This is a genomic window from Paenibacillus sp. FSL H7-0942 (assembly GCF_045040715.1).
Taxonomy (GTDB): Bacteria; Bacillota; Bacilli; order Paenibacillales; family Paenibacillaceae; genus Paenibacillus; species Paenibacillus amylolyticus.
The window spans coordinates 1,113,896-1,130,372 of sequence record NZ_CP150279.1 but is presented as its reverse complement, the minus strand read 5'-3'; the positions used below and the strand labels follow the sequence as shown (position 1 = coordinate 1,130,372).

Here is a 16,477-nt window from a genome sequence, read left to right as displayed (position 1 = left end):
TCTTCAATCCACTGCGTAACACTTCGCTGTATTGAAAGCGCTATTATTCAAGAGCCGGGTTGGTTGTTTATCTAAACTACTACATTCACGAGAAGGGTGGATTACTATGTTTCAAATGGCCAAACGTGTACTCCTCAGCACAACACTGACACTCAGTTTACTTGCAGGGGGCGCACTTCCCTATCTGCCTGCTTCAGCGATCTATGCCGATGCGGATACCGCGGTTACCAACAAGCAGAACTTTAGTACAGACGTCATCTATCAGATCTTTACGGACCGCTTCCTGGACGGAAATCCTTCCAACAATCCTACCGGAGCTGCCTACGATGCCACTTGTAGTAACCTGAAGTTGTATTGCGGAGGCGACTGGCAGGGTTTGATCAACAAAATCAACGATAACTATTTTAGCGATCTGGGCGTTACGGCACTGTGGATCTCCCAACCGGTCGAAAATATCTTCGCTACCATCAACTACGGCGGCGTGATCAACACAGCGTATCATGGTTACTGGGCACGTGATTTCAAGAAGACCAATCCGTATTTCGGAACGATGGCTGACTTTCAAAATCTGATTACAACCGCTCATGCCAAAGGCATCAAGATCGTCATTGACTTTGCACCGAACCATACGTCTCCTGCCATGGAAACCGATACATCCTTTGCTGAGAATGGCAAGTTGTACGATAACGGTAATCTTGTTGGCGGATACACAAATGATACAAATGGATATTTCCATCACAACGGCGGCTCCGATTTTTCCTCCCTGGAGAATGGTATCTACAAAAACCTCTATGACCTCGCTGACCTGAATCACAATAACAGTACCATTGATCAATATTTCAAAGATGCAATCAAGCTATGGCTTGATATGGGCGTGGATGGTATTCGCGTTGATGCGGTGAAACATATGCCTCTCGGCTGGCAAAAGAGCTGGATGTCCTCCATCTATGCACATAAACCTGTATTCACCTTTGGTGAATGGTTCCTGGGATCCGCTGCATCCGATGCGGATAACACGGAATTTTCCAATGAATCCGGGATGAGTCTACTCGATTTCCGCTTTAACTCTGCCGTACGTGACGTCTTCCGGGATAACACATCCAACATGTATGCTCTGGATTCAATGATTACTGGCACAGCCGCAGATTACAATCAGGTGAATGACCAAGTCACGTTCATCGACAACCATGATATGGATCGGTTCAAAACAAGTGCCGTCAACAACCGTCGTCTGGAACAAGCGCTGGCCTTCACCCTGACTTCACGCGGCGTACCTGCCATCTATTATGGTACCGAGCAGTATCTGACTGGAAACGGGGACCCTGATAATCGGGCCAAAATGCCTTCCTTCTCCAAAACAACCACTGCTTTCAACGTGATCAGCAAGCTGGCCCCTCTGCGCAAATCCAATCCAGCAATCGCCTATGGCTCCACTCAGCAACGCTGGATCAATAATGATGTGTACGTCTATGAACGCAAATTTGGCAAAAGTGTAGCTGTTGTTGCGGTGAACCGTAATCTTTCCACACCAGCAAGCATTGCGAATCTAAGCACTTCACTGCCAACAGGCAACTACACCGATGTACTGGGCGGTGTACTGAACGGTAATAACATCACTTCCACCAACGGTAACGTCTCTTCCTTCACACTGGCAGCCGGAGCAACCGCGGTCTGGCAGTATACAACAAGCGAAACAACACCAACGATCGGACATGTAGGTCCGGTGATGGGCAAACCGGGTAATGTCGTTACCATTAGTGGACGTGGATTTGGCTCCACCAAAGGTACCGTATACTTCGGTACAACAGCCGTTACCGGTGCTGCAATCACATCCTGGGAAGATACACAGATCAAAGTAACGATCCCAGCGGTAGCCGCAGGCAATTATGCTGTGAAAGTAGCTGCGAACGGCGTTAACAGCAATGCGTATAACAACTTTACCATTCTTACGGGTGATCAGGTCACTGTACGATTTGTCATTAACAATGCGTCCACCACACTGGGTCAGAACATCTATCTGACAGGTAACGTGGCAGAACTGGGCAACTGGAGTACGGGCACAACAGCTATCGGCCCTGCTTTCAATCAGGTCATCCACGCCTACCCAAATTGGTACTATGATGTGAGCGTACCCGCCGGGAAACAACTGGAGTTCAAATTCTTCAAGAAAAATGGAGCGACCATCACGTGGGAAGGTGGTTCCAACCACACGTTCACCACACCAACCAGCGGTACAGCCACAGTTAATGTAAACTGGCAATAAGATAATCCTTCTATAAGCTAACCCGGAGTTACGCTAACGAGCGTATGCTCCGGGTTTTGCTGTACCTAGCGAGGTTGCTTAGATTGCTTCTGTCCTCTCTCTGTTGAATGTGTACATGTGGGTTCAATTCATATCAATTTGATGTATCATACATGTCATTGATAGGTTCGAATCGACTTCAATGTTGTAGCGGCCAGAATACCTGTCGCCAACAGTAATATGCCCACGCCTTGCAGCACAGAAGCTGCCCCCCACTGATCTGCCAATACGGAGACAACAGTCAATCCCAGAATAGGCGCTGTACTGGTGATTGTTCCTACTACGCCATAGACCCTTCCTTGCAGCTCGTCTGGAACGGCTGTCCTCAGCATAATCTGGGTGAGCATCGTACAGCACGCGAACATCGCACCTCCGCCCACGATTAACGGCAACACCATGATTGGAGAGGATACATTCGCCAAAAAAATATAAATCGGACCTAATACAATCAGACCGATAAACACCCATCTCCCTCTTCGCTTCAATCGTTTTCCCGAAGCAATCAACAATGCAGAGCCAATCATGTATCCGAGTGGAATACAGGTTTCAATTAATCCAAACTGCACCGGATTCGCCTCCCATACCTTGACCGCCATCACTTGAACCAGCATCATGGCTGACATGAAAAATAATATCAGCAACGGATTGAGCAATACGATGGATCGGATCAAAGGATTCCGATAGATGTAGGCAAACGAACTACGCCATTCCTGAGCAAACGTGGTCTGCTGACTAACGGATCGCTGTACCTCAGGAAAGCGGCCCGCCATCAGCACACAGACTGCGGACAACAGAAAGGTTGCCCCTGTAATTAATATGGCAACGAATCCACCAAATGCAGCAACAGCAACTCCCGCCGCCGCTAGTCCACTGATTCGGGCAAGATTATCCACCATATGAATGGTTCCAGTTGCTTGTTGAATATGCTCCCTGCCCACCATACTTGCTACAGAGGCGTGGAATGCAGGGGCCTGAAACAGGCTTGAAAACATGGAGAGTGAGAGCAACAGCAGCACCACCGGAAACGGAGCATGCCAGCCGAACAAGCTAACTGCAATCAGCACAGCCATCACACCGCGGAATACATCCGAGGCCAGCATCAGCTTCCTGCGATCCAATCGGTCTGCAACCGTACCCGCCACCGATCCAAATAGAAAGCTGACGGCCATATTGCAGATCTGTACAGCTGCCATGCTCTTTGCACTCCCAGTGGTCTGTAACACCCACAGACTGATCGCAATCCCATTGAAGCAATCCCCAAAGACCGAGATGCCATAGCCGTACAATATCCTCCGAAAGGTAACATTACGCCATAGTGTTCGCGGAGCTTTGGTATTATGCAATGCAGCTTGTCCATCTTGGTATCCGATAATCTCAGGCTCACTGGACGAGTTCATGCCCATACATCACGTTCCTCCCTTATCATCATTCGAGCCCATGCAGAATCAGGCACTTCCGTAGCATTGCCAGTCGATAAAGACATGACATCACGGAAGTGCCTGGTTGGCGTGCCGCAGGTATCGCGGCTGACTATGCTGTTATGGCACAGGATTACCCTTTCGAAGCTCCTGCCGTCAGACCCTGAACCAGGAATCGTTGCAGGAAAACAAACAGCAGGGTAATTGGAATAGCGATCAGTACCGCCCCCGCAGCAAACATCGTAAAGTTACTGTCCTGATAACGGTTGACCAGATCCCACATACCCACCGCAAGCGTCCAGTTCTCTTTCGTCCGCAGCACCAGCCGGGCGAAAATAAAGTCCATCCACGCACCGGTGAAACTGGTTAGTGCCACATAAGTCAGCATTGGTTTGGATAAGGGCAGAATGATGCTGGTGAATACTCGCAGGTGACTCGCACCATCCATGCGCGCCGCTTCGTCTAGGCTGCGCGGGATGGTGTCAAAGAAACCTTTGACGATAAATCCGCCCAGTACCGCTCCTGATGAATAGACCAGAATAAGCGCAGCGTGGGTGTCGAGTAATTTAATTTGCAGCAAAATGATATAGATTGCAATCATGCTCATGAAACTCGGGAACATGCCAAGGATCAGCATGGTGGAGAGGATCGTTTTACGTCCACGGAAGCGGAAGCGGGACAAGGCATACATCCCAAGTGTCACCATCAGCGTGGAGAAGATCATCGTGAAAAAGGCAATTTTCAGCGTATTCATATACCATCTGCCGTACATAAAGGACGGGTTATTGAACAGCTCACCGTAATGGGTAAGCGTGAATGCTTCCGGCCACAACCGTTCACTGAACAATGCCGCACCAGGTCTCAGAGAAGAGAGAAAGATCCAGAGCACCGGGTAGATGGAGACAACGGCGATGATCAGCAATAGCACATAACTCAGGGCCAAACGCAGCGGATTATTACGTGTCTTCATTGAATCATGTCCTCCTCCTTGAATGATTTGGAGCGGCGGAAGTTCCAGATAGAGAATGAAGCGATAATAAGGAAGATGATAATGCCTACCGCTGAAGCCATGTTGAATTTGTTATTGTCGAGTGTGAGCTTGTAGAGCCAGGTTACCAGTAGGTCCGTTGCCCCTGCGTACTGGTAGTCTCCCCGCAATGGATTTCCGTTGGTCAGCAGGAAGATGACATTGAAGTTGTTGAAGTTTCCGGCAAACTGCATGATGAGTACCGGAGTTGTGGCAAAAAGAATGAACGGCATCGTAATGATCCGGAATTTCTGAAATGCGGATGCTCCGTCCACTTCAGCAGCCTCGTAGAGATCACGAGGGATGGCTGTCAATACACCCAGAATCAGCACCATACTGACTGGAATACCAATCCACATGTTGACAACAATGACGGTGACTTTGGCCCAGAATGGATCTGTAAGCCAGGGCAATCCCTCCAGCCCAAATGCTCTCATGTAGGTATTGATTGGACCAAATTGACCATTGAACAGATTACGCATGAGCAGCAAGGAAATAATCTGCGGGATGGCATAAGGCAGAATAAAAATCGTCCGCCACAGCTTCTTGAAGCGTATGCCCCTCTGTTCAATCAACAGTGCTACAAGTACGCCACCAAAATAGGTGGTGACTGTCGCCAAGATGGCCCAGATGACCGTCCAGGTGAGCACGCCATAGAATGTCTGACTCCAGGATTTGAGCTGAATCAGATCACTGAACGTCTTGAATCCCACCCAGTCCACGAGTTTGGCTGGCGGAATATGATCCGGGGCCGAATAGTTGGTAAATGCGATCGTGATCGTAAACAGAATGGGCATAACGGTGAAGAAAAGTATGCCTAGTGCCGGGATGGACAGAAACAGATACGGAAAGTTTTTGTCCATCATGTTCCGAAGCGATGCCGCTGCGCCCAGGGTCTGCTTGCCTTCTTCCCTCGCAAGTCCTGTGACGTACGCATCCCGGATATTCAGGATATAGATCAGAATAAACACAAAAAACACCAGCAATACGATAATGCCATCAAGCAGCAAAAAGATGGAATGGTCTCCCCTTTGAAGTACGGTGGACCCATTCACTTTGACAAAACGCTGTGTATTTTCCCCCAGTGTCCATATGCCCCATACAGCCTGTGACAGGCGAGGAAGCAGGTACGCCAGCCCCGCTCCCTCCAGTAACAGTAGACAAATTCCCTTAATCCATTGTCGATTGTACAGCTGTCCAAGACCTTGCAGTATGATGGAACATATGGCCGCTGTCATCCGGTGCTGTCTTTCCCTGTTCGGTCCAACAGACACCGGGACATGCTGCTGTTGCATTCGCTCTCTCCTCCCCGCCTATTGCTAACCTGTATACATTGAACAAAAGTGTACTTACACTGACCACTCCGATGACAGAACAAGCTTCCGATAGGTGATAAAGGCAAGCCTATGCTTCCGAAGTAGCTTTCTTCTGTCCTCTACGTTTTGGTGTAAATATGAAGTTCAATTTATGCAGCTCTTATGCAGCTCTTATGCATATCTTCGCATTCGTCGTTCGTCCTTATTGGACGGTTGCAAGGCTTTCCTGGATCTGTTTCACAGCATTGTCCAGCGATGCCTTCACGTCCTTATCGGTATCCCATATATCCGTAATGGCCGAAGTGATTGGTCCCCATACGCTGTCCATGGCAGGAAGCGAAGGCATCGGTGTTGAGTTGTTGAACTGTTCCAAAAACGCCTTATTGATTGGATCCTCCTGTAGCTTCGGATCAGCAGCTACGTTTTTGTTCGCAGGAAGTGTACCGTTCAGGTCAAAGTTCTCCATCTGAGCTTCTTCATTGGAAAGGAACGCTGCCAAGAGCTTCGACGCATTCGGGTATTGTGTAAATGCATTCACATAATAGGCTTTAACACCTGAGAAGGAGGTCATCGGTTTACCATCGATTGCCGGAAGCGGAGCAACGCCAAAATCAATACCTGCATTGCGATAATCGGCAATGGTCCACGGACCGTTAATGTCCATAGCCAGCTTGCCGCTGGAGAATAATCCTTTTTTGATATCATAGTTCACGTCACCCATCTTAAGCGGCAGCACTTCCGACTTCAGCGTCTGCAAGAACTGTCCGCCCTTCTGGGCACCTTCGTTATTCAGACCGAGATCCGCGCTATCCATCCCGTTGTCTCCAAAAATATAACCGCCCTGTGAAGCCAGGAACGCATAGTTATAGTAAAATTGCTGCAATTCCCACATCAGCGCATACTGATTGGACTTCACATTATTGAACGTCTTGGCGAAACTGATAATTTCATCAAAGTTTTTCGGAGCTTCTGGATAGAGTGCCTTGTTATAGAAAAGGGCGTAGGTCTCCACGCTGTACGGATAGCCGTACAGGATATCCTTGAACGTCACCGCCTTCAACGCGTTGTCACTGGTGTTCTCTACGGTGTCTGCTTCGAATATGTCATTGGGCAGAATAAGTCCCGCCTCTGAAGCGCTACCAATCTTATCATGCGGGAAAACAACCACATCTGCCGCCAGACCCGCTGGTCCATCCGTCGTCAGCTTGGTTACCTGATCGGTTGGAGGTAATTCCTCCATTTTGACCGTTACCCCATATTTTTCTTCGAATTTTTTGGCTCTTTGTTCAATAAAGCTGCTTTGATTTTTGTCCTCCCAGATGACCAGGGTTGCCCCTTCTTCAGGCTGAAGGTTCTCGGCTGTCAGTTGAACAACTTCCTCCGGATTCTCACCTGCCGTAGTTGGAGATGTGCTTCCGCCTCCCGTAGAGCACGCAGCCAGTGTAAAAGCCATCATGACGGACAATGTTGCCCCTTGCCATTTTCTCATGTAAAATGTCCCCTTCCCTCTGCTTGGTCCAACAAAGTTCGCGCTTTTCACCCTTTTGTCTGCGTATGTTGTCAGGTTTTGCATCCCATATCCTCTTTTGTACAAACGTTTGCTCAAATGGAAGACAAGATGACCTCTCGGTTCAATATGTAGGGGTAAACAAGTCAAGAAGTATGTAAATCCACTGATGTAAGCGCTACAATAACAATCACATCATACAATAACGATCTTTATTTGCACAAACGTTTGCACAAGCCATATTTGCTCAATTTTAACCAATTTCCTTCTTCTACCTACAGTAATTTCCTGTTTCCTTGTTCTGACTCTTTCTTCCTTAATTTCACTTCACGTGCATCCCTTACTCGGCAGTTAGCAATTGATTTCTCGTATCCTTTGGATTACCATAGGAGAATATTTATACGATTGTTCAGAAGGGATTTTTTTACATGATTACGATCAAGGATATTGCCAAATTGGCGGGTGTTTCCCCTTCTACAGTGTCACGGGTGATTTCCAACCATCCTAGAATCAGCACCAAAACGTCTCTCAAAGTGAAGCAAATTATGAAAGAATTGAACTACCATCCCAACATCATCGCGAAAAGCCTGGTTTCCAAAACAACACATACCCTTGGGATTATGCTTCCGCGTCCTGCAGAAGAGTTGTTTCAAAATTACTTTTTCGGGGAACTGCTCCGAGGTATTATTACACATGCCACCCGTATGAATTATGAATTGCTGCTAACAACCGAAACATCATCAGACAATGAATTGCATGCGATATCCCGCCTTGTGCATGGCCGTAGAGTTGATGGTATTTTGCTGCTTGGGTCCAAGCGAGACGATCCCATCATTTCATTTTTGGAAGCGGAAAAGTTTCCTTTTGTGTTAATCGGTCGCAGTGAAGCTCATCCAAATGCCCCCATGGTGGATAACGATAATGTGCAGACCGCTTATGATGCGACTCATCATCTAATCGCTCAGGGACATACTCGAATCGGATTTGTCAGCGGTCCTCCGGACATTACGTTATCGCATGATCGTATGTTAGGATACCAAAAAGCGCTTGCCCAAGCCGGGCTGGATGCGGATAGTGATTGGATTGTGGAAGGCGAATTTCTGCAGGAAAGTGGATTCAGAGCGATGTCGCTGTTCATGTCCTTGCCGGACAGACCCACCGCAATTGTTGTCATCGATGACAACGTGGCCTTTGGGGTATTGAGAGCTCTTGCCGAGCTTCATTATCTGGTGCCTGAAGATATCAGTGTGGTCAGTTTTAACAATATTGCATTATCGGAACTGGCTTCTCCACCCCTAAGCTCTATCGACATCGGGACTTATCAGCTTGGTTATACAGCCGTTCAGGTATTGTTAAAAATTCTTAGTGGGGAACCACAGCTTCATAATCCGGTCATTATCCCCCATCGTCTGATCGTGCGTGAATCCTCACTCTTTTCCAAACCAAGGCCACCCTCAGATTGATTCATTTCGGGTTTCCGTGTAGTAATGCAAACGTTTGTCCTACACGGAATATGATGCTGTTATCCACCGTACGTAGGTGCATAGGTGCAAAAAAAGGAAGCCGCTTATAATTATGCGGCTTCCTTAATTCACACACTATTTCCGTACTCCATGCTCGACTGCACTTGAATAGATTAGTAAGAGCTCCAGCCAGCATCTGCTGTAACGACAGTTCCGTTCACGAAGCTGGACTCGTCAGATCCAAGGAACAAAGCCACTTTGGCGATCTCTTCGCTCGTCCCGATGCGTGGGTTGATTGCCATCCCAAGCTGTTGCCGCCCTGCACCGAAATGGCTAATACCTGTCATGGAGGAGCTGATATTGGTTGCCACAGCGCCTGGAGCGATCGCATTACAGCGAATGCCTTGCTCAGCATACATGTACCCTGTATTTTTGGTGAAGCCCACGACCGCATGTTTGGACGCCGTATAGGCTGCTCCTGCACGTCCGCCGTGTAGGCCCCCTGCCGAAGCAATGTTCACGATAACACCTTTTTGTTTTTCCAGGAAGATCGGCAATACTTTACGTGTTGTCCGCATTACACTGGTTGTGTTCACAGCAAACAATCTCTCCCACTTCTCATCCGTTATATCAGCTGCCGGCTCCATGCCATCCATAATTCCCGCATTGTTAATTAGAATATCTACTGTACCATATGTGCTCACCGTCGTATCGATCAGATTTTGCACATCTTCTTCTTTAGCCACATTGGCCAGAACGACAATCGCTTCTCCGCCCTGTGCCTTAATATCATTGACTACCGCTTGTGCGGATTCTTCGTTAATATCCGATACGACGACTTTCGCGCCTTCTTGAGCATACAACGTGGCAATTGCTTTCCCCATACCTGAACCAGCACCTGTAACAACTGCAACTTTATCTTGAAGTTTCATTCCATGTATCCTCCTTTGTGTATTCGTTTACAATAAGTTAACAAACAAATGTTCATTAACTCCTATCCTTAGTATAATAAGTCATAGCGTTTCACTTCAATCAGTAAAAGCTTGTCCAGTTGTACGTTAAACAACACTTATAAGCCCGAATGTACTTTAATTAATAAAGTGAACTCGCGAGGAGGAAAATAGATGTCTGAAACTATGAATTCGATGGACCGAAGAATCAAGAAATCAAAAGCTGCACTGAAGGATGCACTCATCCATTTGATGCAAAAACATCCCTTTAAAGAAATATCGATTACGGATATTGTGCAGCGAGCCGATCTGAATCGGGGAACTTTCTATAGGCATTATCAGTACAAAGAAGACCTGTTCAACGAAATTATCGATGATGTGATTCAGGATCTGGTAACTTCTTTCCGCAAACCTTATCAGGATGAGGAAAAGTTCGAAGTCAATCTGATGCCCTCTTCGGCTATCACTATATTTGAGCATGTACACCAGCACGCACAATTCTACACACTGGTTGTGAAATCTGAGGCCTCCTCCAACTTCCAGCGTATGATCTGTGATGTCCTTCGGGATCTCGCTTTACAGGATCTGAACCACATTTTCCCTCCGCACATCAACCATGAAATATTGGCAAGCTACCAATCTCATGCGATATTTGGCATGATCATGGAGTGGATCAGACAGGATTTCAAGCACAGCCCCGCCTACATGGCCGAGGAGTTGTTCAAGATCATCCATTACAAGCCAGATAATGTCGTGTTAAAAAACTGAAATTTTGAATCATCTTACTTCCCTTTAGTAGGGGTGATTGAGATTAATTTCAAGAAAGCTTCCCACCAAAATTATGTAAATGTATTCCTGTAATTTCTGGTAATGATATGTTAGGTTATCCAATGGAATACAAACAAAAGGAGGATGACATTACATTTGAAGAAGTCGTGGATTATATCATTGATTACCAGTTTTGTTTTGCTTGGTGGGATGCTTCTTTCTCCAGCCGCTTCTGCTGATGCAGCCAAAGTAGCAACCTCTACATATTCAGATTTGGATCAGAGTTATGCAGAATTTAAAGAGTACACTAATCAGTTATTTGCTCTTGAAACTTATGAGGCCAAAGCCTTCACAGCTTTGGAAAGCATCGACACCCAGGTAACTTCAACCAATCGCAAGTCCATGTATCTTAAACTTACGAATACGGTGATCCCCAATTATACGAAATTGGTATCCAAGGCAAAACAAATCAAGCCTACCAATCCGCAAATCAAGAAAATCCACGCTACATTTGTTAAGGCAAGTTACACTCAGCTCGAAGGGTACCTGTTGTACCAAAAGGCAGTATCCAAGAACAAAGTGAATTACACGTTACTAAAACAAGGTAATGCCAAAGTAAACACCGCTAGTGTTCTAATGGATCAATGCGAACAACAGTTATACGCCTATGCAAGAAGCTTGGGGTATGACAGTTAGTACCTATCTTCATAGAAGCCCAAAAAGCGACCGTTCCTCATGTTTAATGAGGAACGGTCGCTTTTTCTAATTATAAATAAAGAGGACAATCAAATAGGTATTTATTTCTCTCTCTCCTTATCACAGGCCCAGCTTCTGCCCTTTCTCCAACCGCTGAATCTGTTGCTCGCCGGTATCCGCAAGTTCACGGAACTGGTTAATCGTCTCGCGCATTCTTGGCAGGGCTTCCTGCTTATAAAGACTGATTGAATCCAGTGCTGACAACACATCGGTGAACGCCTGTTTCATCGTATCCACGGAGATGCTCGCTTCATACGCCTGCTTTTGGATGGCAATTCCCTGATCCTTGAGCATTTTCGATGTACCCGCGATCAGATCATTGGTCGTCTGGTTCAGCAACTCAATTTTCTGCAATACAATCTTCTGATTATACAAAGCACTCGCTACAGTTACGGCAATTTTCAATGCAGAGATGGTTACATTCTTCGCACGGTCTACGCCTCGGATCAGTTCCTTATTATTGCGGATGACCACTTCAATCGCCATGATGCCCTGCTGATTCACGACCAGCATTTGTTGAAGATCCATGACCCGCTGACGGAGCGGAAACAGCACTTCTTCCGTAATAAACCGGACTTTCTCGGGGTCCTCATTGCGGACCTTGGCGGCTTCAATCTGCGCGTCGATGGACTCATCCATAAGCACGCCAAGCTGAATCTCCTTTTGCAGTCGTTTGGTGAGTTCCCGCAGGTTCTGCTGTTCAATCTCCAGGGTTGTATTATCGTTACGCAGGGTGGATCTTCCTTTATCCAAAGAGGTTACGATGTCAGCGATGACTGCGTCAGCCTTCTGGTATTTCAGGAAATAGGCGCGAAGCGGATTGAACAATTTCCCGAGGAAACCGTTCTTGGCAAAGTCGACCACGCTTGGGTCGAGATCCTTCAGTTGCATATGCAGCTCGGTCAAACCTTTGGCGACCTGACCGCCCTCGTCTCCCGTCTTGGACAGATGTCCAACAGAGACTTGAAGCAAGGCGTTTTTCTCAGAAGAGGATCTCATCGTGTTCATGCCAAAGCCGTCAATGGATTGCAGAATTTCTTTGCGCTTCTCCAGGGATTCGAGGTCCAGTGTCATAATCATCTCTACGTTGGCATTTGCCACTTGTTGAAGCTCCGCGACCTCGGCGGGCACGGGTTTCACCTCTTCCTCAATCACCTTCTGAATTTCCTTCTGGCTCGGTATTTCCATTGAAAATGACATCTACAGTTCCCCCTTTAAATTTACATCTGTACGTTAAACAGGTTTCCAATCTTGTACACGACATCGTCGGTATCGGCATTGATGCTTGCGGCTTCGTTAATGCTGGAGATGCTCTCCAAAGCCTTGATGTCCGCATTGTATCCAATCGTATAGATTGGTATTTTGTACGTCTCGACCAGATCCCGGATATCCTTCAGGGTATGACCTTCGTTGGTCTCGCCATCACTTAGGACAAAAATCAACGGCTTCACGTTCGGATTAGCAGCCCTATAATCTTCCAGCATCTTCATTGCCACCACGATTCCATCAAAGGTCGCTGTACCACCGCCAGCTTGCAGACTATCAACTGTTCCAACAAACATGGACTGTTGGTTCGTATCATACTTGGCAATCGGCAGATTCACAGTTACCCCGCTGGAGTAAGAGACCAAGCCAATACTGTTCTCTGTACCCAGGTACTTCTGACCTTTGCGTAGGGACTCCTTCAGTCGGTTAAGCGGTTCGCCGTCCATGCTTCCGGATACGTCTGTCACGAACACGGCAGCAATAGGTTTACTGCCATTCTTTTTCTCTTTCCATACTTTCTGTGCAGACAACAACGTGCCGCCATCCACAGTAGCCAGTTCGGATTTGTAATCCTGTAACCCGTTGAAGCCGAACTCCTCCGCCGATTGTTGGTACTTTGCTTGGGTTACGAATTCCGCGAATTTCTGGATGATTTCCTGTTTATTCTGCGGCAATTGTCCCAATGCATACAGCGGGCTATCATGTCTCACACCAAACGGTGTAAAGACGTATCCACTCTTCAGATCAGCGGTATTCACATACGTCTGGTATTCGAGTACAAAGGCATCCAGTCTGCCGGACTTGGCAGCCTCCCTCATCTGAATCGTTGTCGACGCTGTAAACGGTACATTCGTCTGGAATTTTTCGAACCCTTCAATAGCCTTCTCGCCAAGCGGGTTGGCGCTGTCATACGTATTCAGTGCGGTCACCAGGAAATTCAGTCCTGTGGAGCTGGCAAATGGATCGGTATATCCCATCGCGAGTTCATTGTTGGCAATCGCTTCGGTTACGGTTTTTACATTAACGGAGCCGTACGTATCAACCAGTGCATCATATTTGGCTTTGGAGATGACAATACCCGGAACATTCCCGACTAGTCGCTCGGATACCATCTCTGTCTTCACTCCACTGGCCTCAACCATCTCGCCCCACAGTTCATTGGAAGGTGTGAAGGCATCCGGCATATACTTACCGGACTTGATATAATCGGTGGCTGTTCCGGAGGCAATGTTGCGGATTTTGACCGATACCTGTTTCCCACCAACGGTAATATTTGCTTTGTTGAACTCCTCGCCCACTTCGGTTAACCAGCCGTCTACCCCGCTGCCCGACTTCTCCGTGGAAGAGAAGATTTCAACGTAATCATTTGTTGTATTCTCTACGGCAATTGCAAATTTGGAGATATCCGGCAGTGATTCTGCCACATCGACCGGGTCGAGATCAATCTGTCCTTTGACCGGTTCCGCCGTCGCTGGCGCAATGTCCGCGTAAAGTTTCCCGAGTTCCTTACCTGCATTCTCTGTGCTCACCTGTGTAGTCGACTTGCCAAAGTTCGACGTCAGTGTAATCCCTGCATAGACCAGACCAAATACGAGCACCAGCATTACAATCGATATAAAAAAAAACTTTCCCTTCTTGGCCATACGAGCAACCCCTCACTGTCTGTATAATTTGGTGTGCTTGATTAACTGATCAATCTCCTGCATACAAGGCATCTGTTCAATATCTCCGGCTTCAAAGCTGTCGAGGCGTGAAATCTCCAATAACAACTGATCGAGCTTGAGCAAAATTTCCTCATTGGTGTGAAGCGAATTCTTCACATAAGACAGATAATCGTTGTATACCTTGGTTTTTTCCTGAAAAAGCTTCTGGGGAAGTGTGGAGGACTTGGATTTCATCATGTTGGCATAGTCAGCTTCATCGAATACATTCAACCGGTTCAGCACACTGCGGATGTTCAGGTACAACAGCTTCTCCACTTCCAATGTGACCGAAGCGAATTTCTTGTAGCTCAGTTCCCCTGGATCAAAGCGTTGATGAAGCACGTTCAGGAGGGTTTCTTTTTTCTTTTTCATTCGACTAAGTTGGGACAGCCCCAGCGTAATATCTTCTTCGAGGACTTTGATGCGTCTATAAAAAGATAGTGCTTCCACATAATCTTCATGCGTTTCAATATGCTTCACGGGCAGCACTACCGGTTGTCTGAACAGCAGGGCATAACTTCCATACAAGAGTGCCATTGCACTGCCGAACAGAAGGGTAACGGATAGCGCAGTTGTGAATGCACCCTCCTCGAAATTCAGCCCGATAAAGCCGGGTGAGAATGCGAGAACATTCACAGCCACAATACCGAGGATTAATCCCAACAATTTTATGTACTTGATCATGTTCAATCATCCGACCTCCTTTCATGTTATATATTGGTGCTTCATGTCGTAATTTTCCTGTTCAACTTATTCTTATTGTACATGATGTTAACGCTCTCAGGTGGATATGATTTGATATTTGGATACTCATAATATACGTGGTTTGGGCTTATCCCATTTCATATTTTCAGGGACAACGTGGAACTTGGCAGGAAATTTTGTGGTCAATCCATAAAAAGTGAGTTTTACGAGACAGCAGATTGTGGAGAAGAAATGTTATCAGGTAATACGTGGAAAATAGCTATGCGTGTCATTTTTTATATAAGACTTGTCTGAAAAAGGAGCAAAGCAAAAAAGACGAATCGGAGATCATCCGCTTTCGTCCCTTTTACGTTGGTTCATTATTTTTCGTGTTCTTATTAAAATTTTGATGCCGTGTTCTACATCTAACGAACTGAGGTGACGTTATTAGGTACATTCCAGCTTTTCTGAAAATGTAACGAACCTGAGACACGTTATGTTCCCGTTTTAGGCGAAAAGACGTTGTTTATCGCTTATTTCGAATGAAATAGCATCGCTGAGATTCGTTACATTTTCCACCACATCAATATTGCCCATATAAGACGTGTACGGTTCGTTAGAATAAAAAAATGGCCGCCTTATTGCTTCGTCTGTAGCAGACAGATTGACGCTTCGCACTACCTGAACTTGAACAGCGAATCCAACGGAATTACCAATTCAGGATATATAACCGATTGAATCGTTTCCTGCTCTGTATACAGATGACGGGTCTGGTAGCTGCCATCCTCCAGCGTGTACACATGGACGGTTTGATTACCGGGGTCAACAATCCAGTATTCGTTCACACCATATTTCTGATACAAGTTAAATTTTTCGTTAAAATCCTTTAACGCAGTCGAAGGTGATAACACCTCAATAATTAAAGAAGGCGCACCGTGACAGCCACTTTTGGATATCTGGTCTTTGGAGCACACTACCGATAAATCAGGCTGTACAACTTGATCTGGTAGGTCATATTGTTCATTTTCGCTAAAATACACATCAAAAGGGGAAACAAACACGAAACATTTCCGATTCTGAAAAAAAGTCCGTAAAGAGAAGTGCAGCTCACCCACAATAAACTGGTGCAATGAAGTGGGTGCTGGGGACATATTAAAAGCTTTGCCGTTAATTAATTCCCATGCCCCCTCCCAAGTTAACCAATCCTGAAAGTTATAAGTACCTTTATTATCGGGTTTTGCCACACTTCCAACCTCCTCTTTCACTAACCGTAATTTATTTTCATTATAACATTGTGTTTGCGCCTTTTCACACCAT

13 protein-coding genes are annotated in these 16,477 nt (G+C 46.5%); 4 read left to right on the top strand and 9 right to left on the bottom strand.

All coding sequences use genetic code 11. The features are described from left to right. Positions 1–106 precede the first annotated feature (106 nt). Positions 107–2,263, top strand: a complete 2,157-nt coding sequence (locus tag MHI48_RS05055; protein ID WP_143781519.1) for an alpha-amylase family glycosyl hydrolase — start codon at positions 107–109, stop codon at positions 2,261–2,263. A gap of 155 nt (positions 2,264–2,418) precedes the next feature. On the opposite strand, the gene MHI48_RS05050 is transcribed toward MHI48_RS05055, so the two are convergent. From MHI48_RS05050 to MHI48_RS05035, 4 genes are all read right to left on the bottom strand, one after another. After that, a complete protein-coding gene (locus MHI48_RS05050) occupies positions 2,419–3,705 on the bottom strand; it encodes an MFS transporter (protein WP_083677596.1) in 1,287 nt (428 codons plus the stop codon). Between the two features lie 148 nt (positions 3,706–3,853). Beyond that, positions 3,854–4,690, bottom strand: a complete 837-nt coding sequence (locus tag MHI48_RS05045; protein WP_017690474.1) for a sugar ABC transporter permease — start codon at positions 4,688–4,690, stop codon at positions 3,854–3,856. Beyond that, positions 4,687–6,042, bottom strand: coding sequence for a sugar ABC transporter permease (locus MHI48_RS05040; protein WP_076329761.1), 1,356 nt, complete (start codon positions 6,040–6,042; stop codon positions 4,687–4,689). Before MHI48_RS05040 ends, MHI48_RS05045 begins: the two co-directional genes overlap by 4 nt. Positions 6,043–6,265: 223 nt before the next feature. After that, a complete protein-coding gene (locus MHI48_RS05035; RefSeq protein WP_076329818.1) occupies positions 6,266–7,552 on the bottom strand; it encodes a maltose ABC transporter substrate-binding protein in 1,287 nt (428 codons plus the stop codon). A gap of 446 nt (positions 7,553–7,998) precedes the next feature. Here MHI48_RS05035 and MHI48_RS05030 point away from each other — a divergent pair, with 446 nt between their 5' ends. Then, a complete protein-coding gene (locus tag MHI48_RS05030; RefSeq protein ID WP_036672606.1) occupies positions 7,999–9,033 on the top strand; it encodes a LacI family DNA-binding transcriptional regulator in 1,035 nt (344 codons plus the stop codon). 173 nt (positions 9,034–9,206) lie between these two features. On the opposite strand, the gene MHI48_RS05025 is transcribed toward MHI48_RS05030, so the two are convergent. Continuing rightward, entirely contained in the window at positions 9,207–9,965 is a 759-nt protein-coding gene (locus tag MHI48_RS05025) for an SDR family oxidoreductase (protein ID WP_076329762.1), read from the bottom strand. 192 nt (positions 9,966–10,157) lie between these two features. Between MHI48_RS05025 and MHI48_RS05020 the strand changes: the two genes are divergently transcribed. Then, the gene (locus MHI48_RS05020) at positions 10,158–10,751 is read left to right on the top strand and encodes a TetR/AcrR family transcriptional regulator (RefSeq protein WP_076329763.1); all 594 of its coding nucleotides are present in this window, start codon (positions 10,158–10,160) and stop codon (positions 10,749–10,751) included. A gap of 144 nt (positions 10,752–10,895) precedes the next feature. Then, positions 10,896–11,447, top strand: a complete 552-nt coding sequence (locus MHI48_RS05015; protein ID WP_143781520.1) for a hypothetical protein — start codon at positions 10,896–10,898, stop codon at positions 11,445–11,447. Positions 11,448–11,567: 120 nt separating this feature from the next. Here MHI48_RS05015 and MHI48_RS05010 read toward each other — a convergent pair whose 3' ends face one another. The 4 genes from MHI48_RS05010 to MHI48_RS04995 all read right to left on the bottom strand — a co-directional run bounded on the left by MHI48_RS05010 (position 11,568) and on the right by MHI48_RS04995 (position 16,404). Further along, entirely contained in the window at positions 11,568–12,707 is a 1,140-nt protein-coding gene (locus tag MHI48_RS05010; protein ID WP_076329765.1) for a toxic anion resistance protein, read from the bottom strand. Positions 12,708–12,727: 20 nt separating this feature from the next. Continuing rightward, on the bottom strand, positions 12,728–14,416 hold the full coding sequence (locus MHI48_RS05005) for a VWA domain-containing protein (RefSeq protein ID WP_076329766.1): 1,689 nt from the start codon (positions 14,414–14,416) through the stop codon (positions 12,728–12,730). A 12-nt stretch (positions 14,417–14,428) separates the two neighbouring features. Continuing rightward, positions 14,429–15,160, bottom strand: a complete 732-nt coding sequence (locus MHI48_RS05000) for a hypothetical protein (RefSeq protein WP_100527732.1) — start codon at positions 15,158–15,160, stop codon at positions 14,429–14,431. A 677-nt stretch (positions 15,161–15,837) separates the two neighbouring features. Further along, positions 15,838–16,404, bottom strand: coding sequence for a Uma2 family endonuclease (locus tag MHI48_RS04995; protein WP_076329767.1), 567 nt, complete (start codon positions 16,402–16,404; stop codon positions 15,838–15,840). Positions 16,405–16,477 lie beyond the last annotated feature (73 nt).

Excerpts from the sequence above, each read along its gene's own strand:
- MHI48_RS05030 (WP_036672606.1), top strand. The coding sequence starts at position 7,999 with ATGATTACGATCAAGGATATTGCCAAATTGGCGGGTGTTTCCCCTTCT.
- MHI48_RS05025 (WP_076329762.1), bottom strand. The coding sequence starts at position 9,965 with ATGAAACTTCAAGATAAAGTTGCAGTTGTTACAGGTGCTGGTTCAGGT.
- MHI48_RS05020 (WP_076329763.1), top strand. The coding sequence starts at position 10,158 with ATGTCTGAAACTATGAATTCGATGGACCGAAGAATCAAGAAATCAAAA.
- MHI48_RS05015 (WP_143781520.1), top strand. The coding sequence starts at position 10,896 with ATGACATTACATTTGAAGAAGTCGTGGATTATATCATTGATTACCAGT.
- MHI48_RS05005 (WP_076329766.1), bottom strand. The coding sequence starts at position 14,416 with ATGGCCAAGAAGGGAAAGTTTTTTTTTATATCGATTGTAATGCTGGTG.
- MHI48_RS05055 (WP_143781519.1), top strand. The coding sequence starts at position 107 with ATGTTTCAAATGGCCAAACGTGTACTCCTCAGCACAACACTGACACTC.
- MHI48_RS05050 (WP_083677596.1), bottom strand. The coding sequence starts at position 3,705 with ATGGGCATGAACTCGTCCAGTGAGCCTGAGATTATCGGATACCAAGAT.
- MHI48_RS05045 (WP_017690474.1), bottom strand. The coding sequence starts at position 4,690 with ATGAAGACACGTAATAATCCGCTGCGTTTGGCCCTGAGTTATGTGCTA.
- MHI48_RS05000 (WP_100527732.1), bottom strand. The coding sequence starts at position 15,160 with ATGATCAAGTACATAAAATTGTTGGGATTAATCCTCGGTATTGTGGCT.
- MHI48_RS05035 (WP_076329818.1), bottom strand. The coding sequence starts at position 7,552 with ATGAGAAAATGGCAAGGGGCAACATTGTCCGTCATGATGGCTTTTACA.
- MHI48_RS05040 (WP_076329761.1), bottom strand. The coding sequence starts at position 6,042 with ATGCAACAGCAGCATGTCCCGGTGTCTGTTGGACCGAACAGGGAAAGA.
- MHI48_RS05010 (WP_076329765.1), bottom strand. The coding sequence starts at position 12,707 with ATGTCATTTTCAATGGAAATACCGAGCCAGAAGGAAATTCAGAAGGTG.